This window comes from Kitasatospora sp. NPDC024654 (genome assembly GCF_055559155.1).
On the sequence record NZ_JBVHLF010000054.1, the window covers coordinates 38577 to 53706 of the forward strand.

The 15130-nt window shown below is 72.5% G+C and carries 17 protein-coding genes and 1 pseudogene; 6 read left to right on the forward strand and 12 right to left on the reverse strand.

The features are described 5' to 3' along the window. The first annotated feature begins 6 nt into the window (after positions 1-6). Positions 7-537, forward strand: a complete 531-nt coding sequence (locus ACZ38L_RS26765; RefSeq protein WP_465697917.1) for an NUDIX hydrolase — start codon at positions 7-9, stop codon at positions 535-537. On the opposite strand, the gene ACZ38L_RS26770 is transcribed toward ACZ38L_RS26765, so the two are convergent. Together ACZ38L_RS26770 and ACZ38L_RS26775 are read right to left on the reverse strand one after the other, a co-directional pair. Then, a complete protein-coding gene (locus ACZ38L_RS26770; protein WP_465697919.1) occupies positions 492-1148 on the reverse strand; it encodes a cytochrome b/b6 domain-containing protein in 657 nt (218 codons plus the stop codon). The genes ACZ38L_RS26765 and ACZ38L_RS26770 overlap by 46 nt on opposite strands. Then, entirely contained in the window at positions 1132-1854 is a 723-nt protein-coding gene (locus ACZ38L_RS26775; RefSeq protein WP_465697921.1) for a molybdopterin-dependent oxidoreductase, read from the reverse strand. Before ACZ38L_RS26775 ends, ACZ38L_RS26770 begins: the two co-directional genes overlap by 17 nt. A 92-nt stretch (positions 1855-1946) precedes the next feature. Here ACZ38L_RS26775 and ACZ38L_RS26780 point away from each other — a divergent pair, with 92 nt between their 5' ends. Further along, positions 1947-2738 carry a TetR/AcrR family transcriptional regulator gene (locus ACZ38L_RS26780; RefSeq protein WP_465697923.1) on the forward strand — a complete coding sequence of 264 codons (792 nt, stop codon included), beginning with the start codon at positions 1947-1949 and terminating at the stop codon, positions 2736-2738. A 182-nt stretch (positions 2739-2920) separates the two neighbouring features. On the opposite strand, the gene ACZ38L_RS26785 is transcribed toward ACZ38L_RS26780, so the two are convergent. The 4 genes from ACZ38L_RS26785 to ACZ38L_RS26800 form a co-directional block, all read right to left on the reverse strand. Further along, on the reverse strand, positions 2921-3901 hold the full coding sequence (locus ACZ38L_RS26785) for a YeiH family protein (RefSeq protein ID WP_465697948.1): 981 nt from the start codon (positions 3899-3901) through the stop codon (positions 2921-2923). A 113-nt stretch (positions 3902-4014) separates the two neighbouring features. Continuing rightward, positions 4015-4578, reverse strand: a complete 564-nt coding sequence (locus tag ACZ38L_RS26790; RefSeq protein ID WP_465697925.1) for a cysteine dioxygenase family protein — start codon at positions 4576-4578, stop codon at positions 4015-4017. A 117-nt stretch (positions 4579-4695) separates the two neighbouring features. Continuing rightward, entirely contained in the window at positions 4696-5601 is a 906-nt protein-coding gene (locus ACZ38L_RS26795) for a LysR family transcriptional regulator (protein WP_465697927.1), read from the reverse strand. Positions 5602-5695: 94 nt separating this feature from the next. Beyond that, entirely contained in the window at positions 5696-6442 is a 747-nt protein-coding gene (locus ACZ38L_RS26800) for an amino acid ABC transporter ATP-binding protein (protein ID WP_465697929.1), read from the reverse strand. Positions 6443-6592: 150 nt separating this feature from the next. Here ACZ38L_RS26800 and ACZ38L_RS26805 point away from each other — a divergent pair, with 150 nt between their 5' ends. Next, positions 6593-7447 carry an aldo/keto reductase gene (locus ACZ38L_RS26805; protein WP_465697931.1) on the forward strand — a complete coding sequence of 285 codons (855 nt, stop codon included), beginning with the start codon at positions 6593-6595 and terminating at the stop codon, positions 7445-7447. A gap of 127 nt (positions 7448-7574) precedes the next feature. Here ACZ38L_RS26805 and ACZ38L_RS26810 read toward each other — a convergent pair whose 3' ends face one another. Next, positions 7575-8483, reverse strand: a complete 909-nt coding sequence (locus tag ACZ38L_RS26810; protein ID WP_465697933.1) for a MarR family winged helix-turn-helix transcriptional regulator — start codon at positions 8481-8483, stop codon at positions 7575-7577. Between the two features lie 420 nt (positions 8484-8903). Between ACZ38L_RS26810 and fabG the strand changes: the two genes are divergently transcribed. Both fabG and ACZ38L_RS26820 read left to right on the forward strand, forming a co-directional pair. Further along, a complete protein-coding gene (gene fabG / locus ACZ38L_RS26815; RefSeq protein WP_465697935.1) occupies positions 8904-9671 on the forward strand; it encodes a 3-oxoacyl-ACP reductase FabG in 768 nt (255 codons plus the stop codon). A 146-nt stretch (positions 9672-9817) separates the two neighbouring features. Next, positions 9818-10510, forward strand: a complete 693-nt coding sequence (locus ACZ38L_RS26820; protein WP_465697937.1) for an HAD family hydrolase — start codon at positions 9818-9820, stop codon at positions 10508-10510. Positions 10511-10549: 39 nt separating this feature from the next. On the opposite strand, the gene ACZ38L_RS26825 is transcribed toward ACZ38L_RS26820, so the two are convergent. Beyond that, positions 10550-10753, reverse strand: a complete 204-nt coding sequence (locus tag ACZ38L_RS26825) for a hypothetical protein (protein ID WP_396568289.1) — start codon at positions 10751-10753, stop codon at positions 10550-10552. 81 nt (positions 10754-10834) lie between these two features. Continuing rightward, on the reverse strand, positions 10835-11080 hold the full coding sequence (locus tag ACZ38L_RS26830; protein WP_396568288.1) for a hypothetical protein: 246 nt from the start codon (positions 11078-11080) through the stop codon (positions 10835-10837). A gap of 112 nt (positions 11081-11192) precedes the next feature. On the opposite strand from ACZ38L_RS26830, the gene ACZ38L_RS26835 reads away from it, so the two are divergent. After that, on the forward strand, positions 11193-11468 hold the full coding sequence (locus tag ACZ38L_RS26835) for a DUF6343 family protein (RefSeq protein WP_465697940.1): 276 nt from the start codon (positions 11193-11195) through the stop codon (positions 11466-11468). Between the two features lie 15 nt (positions 11469-11483). Here the strand turns inward: ACZ38L_RS26835 and ACZ38L_RS26840 are convergent, their stop codons facing one another. The 3 genes and pseudogenes from ACZ38L_RS26840 to ACZ38L_RS26850 form a co-directional block, all read right to left on the reverse strand. Beyond that, positions 11484-12911: an aspartate aminotransferase family protein gene (locus ACZ38L_RS26840; RefSeq protein ID WP_465697942.1), complete on the reverse strand. Its 1428-nt coding sequence runs from the start codon at positions 12909-12911 to the stop codon at positions 11484-11486. Further along, positions 12901-14823 carry a 1-deoxy-D-xylulose-5-phosphate synthase gene (gene dxs / locus ACZ38L_RS26845; RefSeq protein ID WP_465697944.1) on the reverse strand — a complete coding sequence of 641 codons (1923 nt, stop codon included), beginning with the start codon at positions 14821-14823 and terminating at the stop codon, positions 12901-12903. Before dxs ends, ACZ38L_RS26840 begins: the two co-directional genes overlap by 11 nt. Positions 14824-14887: 64 nt before the next feature. After that, positions 14888-15130 (reverse strand): annotated as a pseudogene (locus ACZ38L_RS26850) (flavodoxin-dependent (E)-4-hydroxy-3-methylbut-2-enyl-diphosphate synthase); the annotation flags it as partial.

The window sequence follows — 15130 nt, forward strand, 5'->3', positions numbered from 1 at the left end:
ATCGCCATGAGCAATCCTCTGGACGAACTGCTGGACGTGGTCGATCACCAGGACCGGGTCGTCGGCACGGCCCCCCGGGGCGAGGTCTACCGGCGGCGGCTGACCCACCGGTGCGTCATGGTGCTGGTCCGGGACGCGGCGGGCCGGATCTTCGTGCACCGGCGCTCGGCCGGGAAGAGCTTCGCGCCGGGGGCGTACGACGTCTTCGTCGGTGGAGTGGTCGGCAGCGGCGAGAGCTACCGCGAGGCGGCCGTCCGGGAGGCCGAGGAGGAGCTGGGGGTGACCGGGGTCCGCCCCGAGCCGCTCTTCCGGTTCCTCTTCGAGACGGCCGACTACTCCTGGTTCTGCGACGTCCACCAGGCCGAGTGGACCGGCCCGGTCACCCCGCAGGTCGAGGAGATCGACTGGCACGACTGGCTCACCGAGGACGAGGTCGCCGACCGGCTGACGCGCTGGGAGTTCGTCCCGGACGGCCGCGCCGCCTACCAGCGCTACCTGGAGCTGCGGGCCTCCTCGTCGGCGCCGGAGTCCTCGTAGGGGTCCCACTCGGGGTGCTCACGGGCCGCCCAGAGCGGGTCCACGCTGCCGGTCCGCATGCCCTCACGTGCCTGCGGGTCGCGCAGCGCCAGGTAGATGTGCCCGGCCACCACCGCCCCGATCGCCAGCGCCAGCCACTCGTGCACGAAGGTCGCCCCGGTCCGCCAGGCCAGCGGCGCCAGGTGGGTGAACCACATCAGCAGCCCGGTCCCGAGCATCACCACCACCGAGCCGGCGATCCAGGCCGCCCAGAGCTTCTGCCCGGCGTTGAACTTGCCCGCCCGGCGCCGGTACGAGCGCCAGAAGGCCGCCTTCAGCCACTCCCGGTCGTACGGCGCGAAGCGGTTGAGCCGGCCCAGGTCGCGCCGCAACGCCCGGGAGCCGAGCCCGAGCAGCAGCGGCACCGGCAGCAGCACCCCGGCCCACTCGTGCACCACGGTGACCAGCCGGCGCCGCCCGACCAACTCGGCGAGCGGCGGGAGGTAGAGGCAGGCGGCGGTGACGATGCAGACCAGCATCAGGGTCGCGGTGCTCCGGTGCACCCAGCGCTCGGCCCTGGTGAAGCGCGGCAGCCGGCCCACCACGGCGTCGGGCTCAGCTGGTCGGGGCATCGTCGCGCCCGTTCGACTTGCCGACCCAGGCGTCCACGTCATAGCCGTAGTGCTCCCAGTAGCCGGGTTCGACGTCGGGCGTGACGGTGATGCCCGACAGCCACTTCGCCGACTTGTAGAAGTACATCGGGGCGACGTAGAGCCGCACCGGCCCGCCGTGGTCGTGGGTGACCGGCTTGTCCTGCATCTTCAACGCGACCAGCACGTCGTCCCGGCGGGCCTGGTCCAGGGTGAGGCTCTCGGTGTACTCGCCGTCGAAGCAGCTGAACTTCACCGCGGTGGCGCCGGAGCGCACCCCGGCGGCGTCCAGCAGGTCGGCCAGCTTCACCCCCTCGAACGGCGTGCCGGGCACCCGCCAGCCGGTCACGCACTGCACGTCGTGCACGATCCGGTGCTGTGGCAGCGCCTGCAGATCGGCCAGCGTGTAGCTGGTCGGGTGGTCGACCAGGCCGTCCACGGTGAGGGTGTAGTTCGCGGCCGTCCTGGTCTGGACCGCCCCGGTCACCGAGTAGTACTGGAAGCTGCCGGAGTCCGGCAGCAGGCCGGTCAGCCCGGTCGGGTCGTCCTTGGAGAGCCCGGTGAGCACCGAGCTCACGGCGCGGGAGAGGACCGGCGCCGCGGCCACCCCGGCCACGCCGAGGCCGATCACGCCGAGCACCACACGTCGGCCGACCGGCGTCCCGCCGGTCGGTGCATTGTCGTTCACGGATCCATTGTGGTCAGTCAAGATGAGGACCGGACAGCCTCGGGCCGGGAACGTCAGACTTTCGAAAGGATCCTGCGGATAGGCTGACCGGCATGGCCTCCCGTACGCCCGCAGCGGCGCCCCGGACCCCGCCGCGGCGCCGGCTGAGCGTCGACGAGCGGCGCGAGCAGCTGATCGCCGTCGCCCTGGAGCTGTTCAGCGCCCGCCCGCCGGAGGAGGTGTCGATCGACGACATCGCGGCGGCCGCGGGCGCCTCCCGGCCACTGGTGTACCACTACTTCGCGGGCAAGCAGGCGATCTACGAGGAGTCACTGCGTCGGGCCGGGCAGGAGCTGGCCGGCCGCTTCGAGGAACCGGCGACCGGACCGCTCTCGGTCCGGCTGTACCGGGTGATGGGCCGCTACCTGGACTTCGTGGCCGAGCACGGCCCCGGCTTCGCGGCCCTGCTGCGCGGCGGTTCGGTGGCCGCCAGCCCCGGCGCCGGCGCGGTGATCGACGACGTGCGGCGCGCCGCGCACGACCGGATCCTGGCCCACCTGGCGCTCGAACACCCGACGCCCGGGCTGCGGCTGACGGTCCGGACCTGGATCGCCAACGCCGAGATCAGCTCGCTGGAGTGGCTGGCCGACGGGCAGCGCGAGCCGCGCGAGGAGCTGCAACTACGGCTGGTGCAGGACTTCGTGGCGGCGCTGGTGCTGACCGCCGCCCGGGAGCGCGACCGGCGGCCCGAGCTGGCCCTGGCGCTGGCCGGCTACCTGGCCGACGAGCGGCCGGACGGCCCGACCGGCGCGCTGGTCCGCGACCTGGCCGGGCTGCTGGCCGGGCCGGGTCTGGCCGCCGTGCTCGGCCCGCTGGCGGCGGAGGAGCCGTCCGACCAGGTCTGATGGAACGCTCCTCCGACGTGGTGGGCCCGCCCCGCGCCGGCTCGCCGAGTTGCCGCGTGGCCGGCTGGGACGCCGTCCGCCGGCCGCCCGACCCGCCGGCGCCGAACCGCCCACCGCGCTGGCCGGGTTGGTCACGACGGCCCGAGCACCACCACCTGGGCGCGACAACTCCCGTGCCGCGCTCAGGTGGTGAGCAGCACGCCGGCGTACGACACCCCGGCCACGACCACCCAGGAGGCCAGCCCCAGCGCGGCCACCCGGCCGCCGGTGCGGGTCATCGCCGGCAGGTTCACCGCCGAGCCGAGCCCGAACAGCGCTGCGGCCAGCAGCAGTTGCTGCACCTGGTCGGCCGCGTTCAACGCGCCGGCCCCGAGCAGTCCGGTGCTGCGCAGCAGGATCGCCGCCAGGAAGAGCGCCACGAAGAGCGGCAGCACCGGCGGCCGCTTGCCCTGCGCGCCGGTACCGTCGGCACGTCGCGCGCCCAGCCGGCCGCGCCGCACGGCCACCGCCACGCCCGCGACCAGCGGCGCCAGCAGCACCACCCGCATCAGCTTGACCAGCACGGCCTCGCGCAGCGCGGCCGGCCCGGCGGTCTGCGCGGTGGCCACCACCTGCCCGACGTCGTGCACGCTCGCGCCGACCCAGCGGCCGAACTCCGGCCCGTCCAGCCCGAGCGGGTGCCGCAACAGCGGGAGGACGGCGATCGCCAGGGTGCCGCAGAGGGTCACCAGCGCGACCGAGGTGGCGATGTCCTCCTCCTCGCTGCCGGTCACCTCGCTCACCGCGCCGATCGCCGAGGCGCCGCAGATCGAGTAGCCGGTGGCCACCAGCAGCGGCTGATCGCCGGGCAGCCCGAGCCGCCGGCCGAGCCAGTAGGTGCCCGCGAAGGTCGCCACCACCACCGTCAGCACCATCGCCACGGTGGCCCAGCCGAGTCCGGCCACGTCCGTCAGACTGAGCTTGAGCCCGAGCAGCACGATACCGGCCCGCATCAGTCGCTTGGCCGCGATCCCGAGGCCCTTCTTGGCCCGGGTCCGGACCAGTGCGCGGGCCCCGGGCAGGTGGGCCGCGGCGATCCCGAGCACCACCGAGGCGGTCAGCATCGGCACGGCCGGCACCGCCCAGTGGACGGCCAGCGCCAGCAGCACGCCGCCGACCGCCATCAGCAGGCCGGGCAGCGCACCGGACGCCCCGGGCGGCGCCGGCGCGGCGGGCTCGGCGGCCGTGGCCTCGGCGGGCGTCAGCTGGACACCGCCGTGCGCGACGTTGGTCAGCGTCACGACGACGGCTCGTCGGTCGGCACCTGGTACACCCGGCGGATGCTGCTGCCCAACCGGGCCACGTCCGCGCCGTACACGTGGATCGAGATCGCCTTCCCGGCACCCGAGTTCCGTACCCGGTGGATGTCGCCGGGCGGCGCGAAGCCGCAGACCGAGCCGAGCGGGTTGACCACGTCCTCGGTGAACGCCAGCCGGGCCACCGGCCCGCCCGGGACCAGCCGGAACCGGCGCTCGCTCTCCTCGCCGCGGTGCACCCCGGTGACGCACCAGGAGACGTGGTCGTGGACGCAGGTCCGCTGGCCGGGCAGCCAGACCAGGGCGACCACCGAGAAGCTGCCGTCCTCCTCGGCGTGCAGCACGTGCTGCCGGTAACGCTCCGGGTCGCCCTCGCACTGCTCCTCGGTGAGCAGCGCGGGGTTGCCCAGGTACGGTCGCAGCCGCTCCCCGACCAGGTGCGTGGTCGGCTCGGGGGGCAGGCCGAGCGCGACCACCTCCCGGATCTCGGCGATGAGCGCATCGGCCGGCGTCAGGCTGCGGGTGATGGCTGTCGTCAGGGTCATGAGCACCAGCCTGCGACCGGAGCACCCATCAGGTCCAACGAGGGATTCTTCGCGTTCGCCAATCCCTGCTTATGCGCTGACTTCGGAAAGTCACTCTTCGTAGATGATTAGCTACTTTCAGCAGCCGACCCGGCTAGCCGCCGCCGAGCGCAGCCCGTCCAGCACCAGCCCGGTCGCGGGCAGCGCCAGGTGCTCGCGCAGCACGTACGCCGAGACCTGCCGGCGGACGTGCGGCTCCAGTGTCCGGCCGGTCACCTTGCGGTGGTTGAGGAAGGAGAGCACCAGCGAGGGTGCCACCGCCAGGCCCACCCCGGCCGCCACCAGGCTCTGCAGCGCGAGGTTGTCGTCGGTGGTGAACACGATGTCCGGCTCGAAGCCCTCGTCCGCGCAGACGTGCAGGAAGTTGGCCCGGCAGCGGGCGCAGCCGGCGATCCAGCGGGCCTGCTCCAGCTCGCTCAGCCGCACCGCGTGCCGGCGGGCCAGCGGGTGCCCGACCGGAAGCAGCACCGTCAGCAGGTCCTCCATCAGCCGGATCTCCACCAGCTCGGTCGGCACCTCGGCCCGCATTCCCGGATAGCTGAAGGCGAGCGCGATGTCGCACTCCCCCGCCAGGAGCCGCTGCAGCGACTCCGGCGGCTCGGCCTCCAGCAGCTCGACCCGGACCCCGGGGTGGTCGGCCAGCAGCCTGGCCATCGCCTCCGGAACCAGCGTGGCATTGGCACTGGGGAAGGCGCAGAGCCGGACCCGCCCGGCGCGCAACCGGGCCATCGCCTGCACCTGCCGCTGGGCGGCGCCCAGATTGCCGAGGATCACCTCGGCGTGCCGGGCCAGCGTCTCGCCGGCCTCGGTCAGCCGCATCCGCCGGCCGTCCCGGGCGAACAGCTGGATCCCGGCCTCCCGTTCCAGCGCCCGGATCTGCTGGGTGACGGCGGGCTGGGTGTAGCCGAGCGACCGGGCGGCGGCGGTGTACGAGCCGGTGGCCACCACCTCGTGGAATGTCCTGATGTGCCGGGAGTCGAACATCACAGAATCATAAGCAGAAGTTTGGCAAAGTGGACACTGCCTGGGGTTCACCCATTGTCGGCCCAGCAACCCCACCTGTCACAGCCGTAGCGGGTCAGTGCTTGAGGATCTTGGCCAGGAAGTCCCGGGCCCGCTCGCTCCGCGGGTCGCGGAAGAACTCCTCCGGCGGCCGGTCCTCGATGATCCGGCCGTCGGCCATGAAGACCACCCGGTCGGCCGCCGACCGGGCGAAACCCATCTCGTGGGTGACCACCAGCATGGTCATCCCTCCGGCGGCCAGCGCGCGCATCACGTCCAGCACCTCGGTGACCATCTCCGGGTCGAGGGCCGAGGTGGGCTCGTCGAAGAGCAGCGCCTTGGGGTCCATCGCGAGCGCCCGGGCGATCGCCACCCGCTGTTGCTGGCCGCCGGAGAGCTGGGCCGGGTAGGCGTCCGCCCGGTCGGGCAGGCCGACCCGCGCCAGCAGCTCGCGGGACCGGGCCTCGGCGGTCCCCCGGTCACGGCCGCGCACCCTCTGCTGCGCCAGCGAGACGTTGCGCAACGCGGTCAGGTGGGAGAACAGGTTGAAGGACTGGAAGACCATCCCGACCTCGGCCCGCAGCCGGGCCAGTGCCGGCCCGCTCTCCGGCAGCGGCTCGCCGTCGATGGTCACGCTGCCGCGGTCGATCGACTCCAGCCGGTTGATGACCCGGCAGAGCGTGGACTTGCCCGAGCCGGACGGGCCGATCACCACCACGACCTCGCCCCGGCCCACCGTCAGATCGATGTCCCGGAGCACCCGCAGCGCCCCGAAGGACTTCTCGACCCCGCTGAGCTGGATCAGCGGCTCGAAACCGGTCACCCGCGCCCCCTTCCGCTCGGCCCTGCCACCGATTCTCCCCGGTTTTCCGCTGAAGCCCGAACAAATTCGCACGAACGGGAACAGAGTCGGCCGCCGGCCGGTTGACCCCAGCGGTACCACTGGACGACATCGAGAAGGGCGTTCCTTCGCGTGAGCACCATCCCCAACGTCACCCTGAACAACGGCGTGCAGATCCCGCAGCTGGGCTTCGGCGTCTGGCAGGTCCCGGACGCCGAGGCGACCGCCGCCGTGCGGACGGCCATCGAGGCCGGCTACCGCAGCATCGACACCGCCGCGATCTACGAGAACGAGACCGGCACCGGTCGGGCACTCCAGCAGGCCGAGGTGGCCCGCGAGGAGCTCTTCATCACCACCAAGCTGTGGAACAGCGGCACCCGTGACTGGTCCGGCCCCGCCGGGCGGGACGCCGTGCTGCGCGCCTTCGACGAGTCCCTCGCCAAGCTCGGCCTGGAGTACCTCGACCTCTACCTGATCCACTGGCCGCGGCCGATGCACGGCAGCTACGACAACGTCTGGAAGGCCTTCGAGCAGCTGCTGGCCGACGGGCGGGTGAAGGCCGTGGGCGTCTCCAACTTCGGCCCCGAGCAGCTGAACCGGCTGTTCGAGACCAGCTCGCTGGTGCCGGCGCTCAACCAGGTCGAGCTGCACCCGCACTTCCCGCAGCACGAGCTGCGCGCCTTCCACGCCGAGCACGGCATCGCCACCGAGGCCTGGAGTCCGCTGGGCCAGGGTCGCGACCTGCTGACCGATCCGGCGCTGGTCAAGGTCGCCGAGAAGCACGGACGCACGGTCGCCCAGGTCGTGCTCCGCTGGCACCTGCAGAGCGGCGTCATCGCGATCCCCAAGTCGGTGACCCCGTCCCGGATCCGGGAGAACCTGGACGTCACCGGCTTCGAGCTGGACGCGGACGACCTCGCGGTCATCGACGCCGCGGCGACCGGCGTCCGACTCGGCCCGGACCCGCAGACCTTCGACTGGAACTGACCCCGGTCTGAAACCGACGCTCCACACATCAGCCGGAGAGCCCAACGGTACTGGGCCCTCCGGCTGATGTGTGCTGCCGAGGTGCGCGCAAGTGGTGAATCGTTACGCCACTCGTGCGAGCGAATCGTTACGCCGCGGGTGCGAGCCGGGCCGCCTTCGCCAGCAGGGCGACGGCCTGGGCGTGCTCACTCTCCTCCAGCGGCGCGAGCAGCTGCCGCTCCACCTCGGCCACCCCGGCCGCCGCGCTGTGCAGCAGCTCCTGGCCGGTCGGCGAGAGCGAGAGCAGGTTGCGCCGCCCGTCCGAGGGGTCCCGCCGGCGCAGCACCAGACCGCGCCGCACCAGGCGGCTGACCATCTCGGCCATGGTCGCCTTGTCCAGCGAGGCCAGCTCGCCGACCGTGCGCTGGTCGGCCCCCGGCTCGGTCTCCAGGGCGTCCAGCACCGCGTACTGAGGCGCCGTCAGCTCGCTGCCGACGTGTTCGGACCAGAGCTTGGTATGGACCTGCTGTCCGACCCGGATCAGGTAGCCCACCGCCCGCTGGGCGTCCAGCAGCGGCCGCAGGTCGGTGAGCGCGGCCACCGCGGCGGGCTCCAGTCTGGCTATCCGCGCCAGCACCCGGACGAGCTCGAGCTGCTCCTGGGGCGAGAGCGGTTCGAACAGCGTGCGCTGCACCCGGACCACCCCGCCGGTGGCCTCCCGGACCGCCTGGGCCCCGCTCTGCGAGAGCGCGAGCAGTTTGCGCCGGCCGTCCGCCGGATCGCGGCGGCGCAGCACCAGGCCACGCCGTACCAGCCGAGCGACCATCTCGGCCATCGTCGCCTTGTCCAGCGACGCCCGCTCCCCGACCGTGCGCTGGTCAGCGCCGGGTTCGAGGGCGAGCGCGAGCAGGACCGCGAACTGAGGAGCCGTCAACTCGGCTCCGACGTGCTCTGACCACAGCCGGGTGTGCACCTGCTGGGCCACGCGGATGAGGTGCCCGGGCGACTGCTGCAGTCGTCCGGGTACACGGGTCGTCGGGATCTCCCCCAGCACCATGAATCCGTCCTGATGTCACACCCGGCGTGCTGTGGGACACCCGGGCGGGGCAGTAGCGGCGTGCTGGCCTCCCCCGGTGACGGATCGAGATTGACCGCAGTGATTTCGACCCGGATCGAGGGGAGCTCCGCCGTGCAGCCGACGGCTGCTGGCGCACACTATACAAACGCATTCCTGCGAGTGGCAGGCAGGGGCGCATAGTAGACGGATGTTCGGGGCACTTGTGGTATTTCGTCCCGTGCCGAGGGGCCTACCACTCGCCCGGGTGGCCTCCTTCTCCCCTACCTTACTCGCCGGTAGGGTGGCCGGACGGCGCTCCCGGCGCCGCCCTCCGGGCCCTAACGCTCCGTGAGGACGGCCGCCGGGACCCGACATCCACTCAGCTCCCACTCAGCTCACACCCAGCGAGACGAGGATTCCATGACCGAGCAGAGCAGCAACCCCCGGGTCGCCATCGTCACCGGGGCCGCCCGCGGCATCGGCGCCGCGACCGCCCAGCGCCTGGCCGCCGACGGCTACGCCGTCGCGGTGGTCGACCTGGAGGAGTCGGCCGGCAAGGACACCGTGGACCGGATCGTGGCGGCCGGCGGCCGGGCGCTCGCGGTCGGTGCGGACGTCTCCGACGAGGCCCGGGTGCAGGCCGCCGTGGACCGGATCGCGGCCGAACTCGGCGCCCCGGTGGTCCTGGTGAACAACGCCGGGGTGCTCCGCGACAACCTGCTGTTCAAGATGTCGGTGGCCGACTGGGACACCGTCATGAACGTGCACCTGCGGGGCGCCTTCCTGATGACCCGTGCGGTGCAGAAGCACATGGTGGACGCGGGCTTCGGCCGGATCGTCAACCTCTCCTCCTCCTCGGCCCAGGGCAACCGCGGCCAGGCCAACTACTCCGCCGCCAAGGCCGGCCTGCAGGGCTTCACCAAGACCCTGGCCATCGAGCTGGGCAAGTTCGGCATCACGGCGAACGCGGTCGCCCCCGGCTTCATCGCCACCGACATGACCGCCGCGACGGCGGCCCGGGTGGGCATGGAGTTCGAGGCGTTCAAGCAGGCGGCGGCCTCGCAGATCCCGGTCCAGCGGGTCGGCGTGCCGGAGGACATCGCCAACACCATCTCCTTCCTGGCCGGCGAGGCCGCCGGTTTCGTGTCCGGCCAGGTCATCTACGTCGCGGGCGGTCCGCTCGACTAGTACGTACGACGTAGTGGATCTCGTCCACGCCGATCACCGTGCCCCCGCGTGCCGCCACCCGGGGGCACGGTCGCGTCCGGGTGGATCCAGTCGGACGCGACCGGGCCCCTGGCGCCGGCACGGCCTCGGCGGCGAGGATCACCGGTATGAGCAAAGGCGTCATGTTCGATTTCTCAGGAACCCTCTTCCGCGTCGAGTCCACCGAGCGGTGGCTGCGCGCGGTCCTCGCCGAGACCGGCCACCAGCTGTCGGAGGAGGAACTCCTCCGGTGTGCCGAGCGGCTGGAGTCGGCCGGCGCACTGCCCGGCGGCGCCTCCCCGCGGCAGCTGCCTGCCCACCTGGAAGACCTCTGGCAGCGGCGCGACCTGACCGCCGAGCAGCACCGCGCCGCCTACACCGCGCTGGCCCGGGAGGCCGGGCTGCCGTTCGCGGAGCTGGCCGACCCGCTCTACCAGCGGCACATGCGGCCCGCCGCCTGGCAGCCTTACCCCGACACCGTCCGCACCCTGGAGGAGCTGCGGCGCCGGGGCGTCCCGGTCGCGGTGGTCAGCAACATCGGCTGGGACCTGCGTCCGGTCTTCCGCCACCACGGCGTCGAGCACCTGGTCGACGCCTATCTGCTCTCCTTCGAGTACGGCGCGCAGAAGCCCTCCCCGGCGATCTTCCGGGCGGCCTGCGAGCGACTCGGTCTGGCCCCGGCCGACGTGCTGATGGTCGGTGACGACCGGGTCGCGGACGCCGGCGCCGCCGCCCTGGGCTGCCCGGTCCACCTGGTCGATCACCTCCCGGCCGACCAGCGGCCGGACGCGCTCAGCGCCGTGCTCGACCTGCTCGCCTGAGCGACCTCGCGAAACCGGGCACCATCACGAGCGGCCCGGTCACTGCTGGCCCTCCGCCCGCAGCCGGGCCGCCTCGGCGACCATGGCGGCCCGCTCGGCCCGCCGGGCCTTGCGCGCCTCGTCCGCCCCGAGCGGTTCGACCACGTGGAAACAGGCGCCGCAGACATAGCCGCCCTCGGGCCCCTCGGAGACCGGGGTCCCGCAGTGCGCGCAGTACCGGGAGTAGGTGACGGTGGCGACCATGGCGACCTCGCATCGAGCACGAAGAGTGCGACCACGGTAGCGTCCTGACCCCTGCTCGGACAGGGCGGCGCGGTGAACTCTTCAGACGTCCGCGGGGTGCGCGGCGATCGAGCCCGTCCCGTCGCAGGTGCGGCACGGCTCCTCGCGGTAGGCCTGCTTGCTGCCGTCCGCGGAGACCCGGTAGCGGGTGTAGGTGCCGGTCCCGGTGCACAGGAAGCAGTTGCCACCGCCGTCCCGCTCGGTGGTGCCGGTCCCCTTGCAGGTCCGGCACTGCAGCCCGGCCAGCCGTCCGGTACCGGTGCAGATGGTGCACACCGCGATGCTCACGCCGGTCCTCCCTGCCGCGCGCCCCTGGTCGGGGCCGATCCACCCCATGAGCCTACTGCCAGTCGTAGCCTGGAACTGTCCGGTCCGACGAGGCGGACGGAGGTGGGCCGGCATGCGCTACGCGACCACGCCCAAGCGGTGGAGGAGCGGGACGGAGCCGGCCACCGCGCGCAGCGACCTCAAGCTGCGCTTCCTGCTCTCGATGATCTTCACCCCCGTCTTCGCGCTGATGACCGCCGCCTTCGCGGTCGGCGCCGCGATGGCCCAGCCGAACGGCGCGCCGAGCCGCGGCACCCTGGTCGGCTTCGCCATCGCCTGCGCCGTGCTGACGCTCTTCGCCGCGATCGACCTGTACGTGGTGATCCGGCGCCGCCGCGTCGAGCTCTGACCGCCGCCGGCCCGCTCAGCGGCCGGCCACCGCCTGCTTGACCAGGGTCCGTCCGAAGTCCCACATCAGCCCGCTGCCCCGGTGCGCGTCGTCCATCACCTCGGTGAAGGCATCGACGAACCGGTCCACCTCGCGTTCGGTGATGATCAGCGGCGGGATCAGCTTGATCACCTCCAGGTGGTCCCCGGAGACCTGGGTGAGGATCCGGTGCTTCTGCAGCAACGGAACCACCACCATCTGCGCGAAAAGTCCCTTCCGGGCGGCCTGCAGCGCGGTCCAGCCGGTCCGCAGCTTGAGCGACCTGGGCCGGCCGAACTCGATGCCGATCATCAGCCCGCGCCCGCGCACCTCGGCCAGCAGCTCGTACTTCTCGGTCAGCGCGGCCAGGCGGGAGCGGAACAGGTCGCCGACCCGGCGGGCGTTCTCCACCACCCGTTCGTCGCGCATCACGTGCAGAGTGGCCAGCCCGGCCGCCATCGCCTGCGCGTTGGAGCCGAAGCTCGCCGAGTGCACCAGCACCCGGTCCATCGAGGAGTAGACCTTCTCGAAGATCCAGCCCTTGCCCAGGGTGGCACCGATCGGCACGTAGCCGCCGGAGAGCGCCTTGGCCGCGCAGACCAGATCCGGCTGCACCCCCTCCTCGTCCTGGTAGGCGAAGAACGCCCCGGTCCGCCCGATCCCGGTCTGCACCTCGTCGCAGATCAGCAGCGCCCTGTGCTCGTGCAGCAGCTCCTGCGCGGCGCGCAGCCAGCCGGGCGGGGCGGCGTGCACGCCCTTGCCCTGGATCGGCTCGACGATCAGCGCGGCGACGTCGCCGCGGCGCAGCTCACGGGCGAGCACCGCGAGGTCACCCAGCGGGATCGCGGTGTCCGGCAGCAGCGGGTCGAAGCCCTTGCGGAAACCGCTCTCCCCGTTGACCGAGAGCGAGCCGGTGGTCAGGCCGTGGAAGGCGTGCTCGCAGTAGAGCACCCGGCCCCGGCCGGTGGCGTACCGGGCGAACTTCAGCGCGGTCTCCACCGCCTCGGTACCGCTGTTGCCGAAGAAGACCCGGTCCAGCCCGGGTGTCTCGGCCAGCAGCTGCTCGGCGAGCAGGCCGGGCAGCGGTGGGCAGTCGAAGCGGGTGAGGTCGGGCAGGTCGAGCTCCATCACCTGGCGGATCGCGTCGCGGACCACCGGGTGGTGCCGGCCGAGCGCGAAGATCCCGAACCCGGCCAGCATGTCGAGGTACTCGTTGCCCTCGTCGTCGTAGAAGTACGCCCCCTGGGCCCGCTGGTAGGTCTTGTCGAAGCCGATGGTGTGCAGCATCCGCGGCAGCTGCGGGTTGAGATGACGACTGTGCAGCTCGTACCGCTCGGCGCCGCGCTCGGCGAGCAGGGCGGACAGGTCGAGGGCGTTGGGGGTCCCCCCGGCCGAGGGCGAGGGGGACGGTCGGTCAGCTGGCACGGTGCTCGTTCACTCCTCGGATCGGCAACAGTCGCTTGGCGAAGGCGGAGGTCTGGGCGGCGATGCCGGTGCCGGTCAGCCCGGCCTCCTCCAGGATCTCGCCGCGGGCGGCGTGGCTCAGGAACTCCTGCGGCAGGCCCAGGTCGCGCAGTGGGGTGTCGACGTCGGCGTCGCGCAGCGCCTGGGCCAGTGCGCTGCCGACGCCACCGGTGCGGCCGCCGTCCTCGACGGTGACCACCAGCCGGTGGCCGGCCGCGAGCCGGACCAGCTCCGGGTCCACCGGCTTGATCCAGCGCGGGTCCACCACGGTGGTGGCGAAGCCGTCGGCGGTGAGCAACGCGGCGGCGTCCAGGCAGGCGGGCGCCATGGTGCCCACCGAGACCAGCAGGATGTCCTGGCCGGGGCGGGCGGGCAGTTCGGTGCGCAGCAGCACGTCCACGCCGCCGATCCGGTCGACGGCGGGTACGGCCGGACCGATCTCGCCCTTGGGGTAGCGGACCACGGTCGGGGCGTCGCTCACCTCGACCGCCTCGCGCAGCTGGGCACGGAGCTGCTCGGCGTCGCGCGGGGCGGCCAGCCGCAGGCCCGGGACGACCTGCAGGAGGGAGAGGTCCCACTGGCCGTTGTGCGAGGCACCGTCGTTGCCGGTGACGCCGGCCCGGTCCAGCACGAAGGTCACGCCGAGCCTGTGCAGCGCGACGTCCATCAGCACCTGGTCGAAGGCCCGGTTGAGGAAGGTCGCGTAGACCGCCACGACCGGGTGCAGGCCGGCGGTGGCCAGGCCGGCCGCCGAGACGGCCGCGTGCTGCTCGGCGATCCCGACGTCGAAGATCCGGTCCGGGAAGGCCTTGGCGAACGGCGCCAGGCCGACCGGCTGCAGCATCGCGGCGGTGATCGCCACCAGGTCGGGGCGCCGGGCGCCGAGGTCGAGGATCTCCGCGCCGAAGACCGAGGTCCAGGAGGTGCCGCCGGAGGGCGAGATCGGCAGGCAGGTGTACGGGTCCATCGCGTTGACCGCGTGGAACCGGTCCGCCTCGTCCTGCTCGGCCGGCCGGTAGCCACGGCCCTTGACGGTGAGGCAGTGCACGATCACCGGCCCGCCGAAGCCGCGGGCTCGGCGCAGCGCGGACTCCACGGCGGCGATGTCGTGGCCGTCGATCGGGCCGAGGTACTTCAGGCCGAGGTCCTCGAACATGCCCTGCGGCGCGAAGGAGTCCTTGAACCCCTTCTTGGCACCGTGCAGCGCCTCGAAGATCGGCTGGCCGACCACCGGGGTGCGCTGCAGCGCCTCCTTGCCCCAGGCCAGGAAGCGCTCGTAGCCCTGGGTGGTGCGCAGCGTGGCCAGGTGGTTGGCGAGGCCGCCGATGGTCTTGGCGTAGGAGCGCTCGTTGTCGTTGACCACGATGACCAGCGGCCGGTCCTGGGCCTCGGCGATGTTGTTGAGCGCCTCCCAGGCGAGGCCGCCGGTGAGCGCGCCGTCGCCGATCACCGCGACGGTCTGCCGGTCGGTGCTGCCCTGGATCTGCTGGGCCTTGGCGATCCCGTCGGCGTAGCCGAGCACGGTGGAGGCGTGCGAGTTCTCGATGAAGTCGTGCTCGGACTCGTCCCGGGACGGGTAGCCGGAGAGGCCGCCCCGGGAGCGCAGCCGGCCGAAGTCCTGACGTCCGGTGAGCAGCTTGTGCACGTAGGTCTGGTGGCCGGTGTCCCAGAGGATCCGGTCGCGCGGCGAGTCGAAGACCCGGTGCAGCGCGATGGTCAGCTCGACCACCCCGAGGTTGGGGCCGAGGTGGCCGCCGGTCCGGGTGACCGCCTCGATCAGGAAGTCCCGGATCTCCTGGGCGAGCTCCGGCAGCCTGTTGGCCGGCAGCTGCTTGAGGTCGGCGGGTCCCCGAACGGACGACAGCAGTGACATTGCTCCACCTCTCGACTCGGTGCTGCCCTGACTGACGGAACGTCTCCGCGCGGTACGTCTCTGCTCAGCCTGCCGTGATCACGGCGGGCGTGCCTGTCGGGCCGCCCTCGGCCTGCATCTCCTCGGCGAGCTTGAGGGCCTCCTCGATCAGGGTCTCCACGATCCTCGACTCCGGCACGGTCTTGATCACCTCACCCTTCACGAAGATCTGCCCCTTCCCGTTGCCCGACGCCACCCCCAGATCGGCCTCCCGAGCCTCACCCGGACCGTTCACCACACACCCCATCACCGCGACCCGCAACGGAAC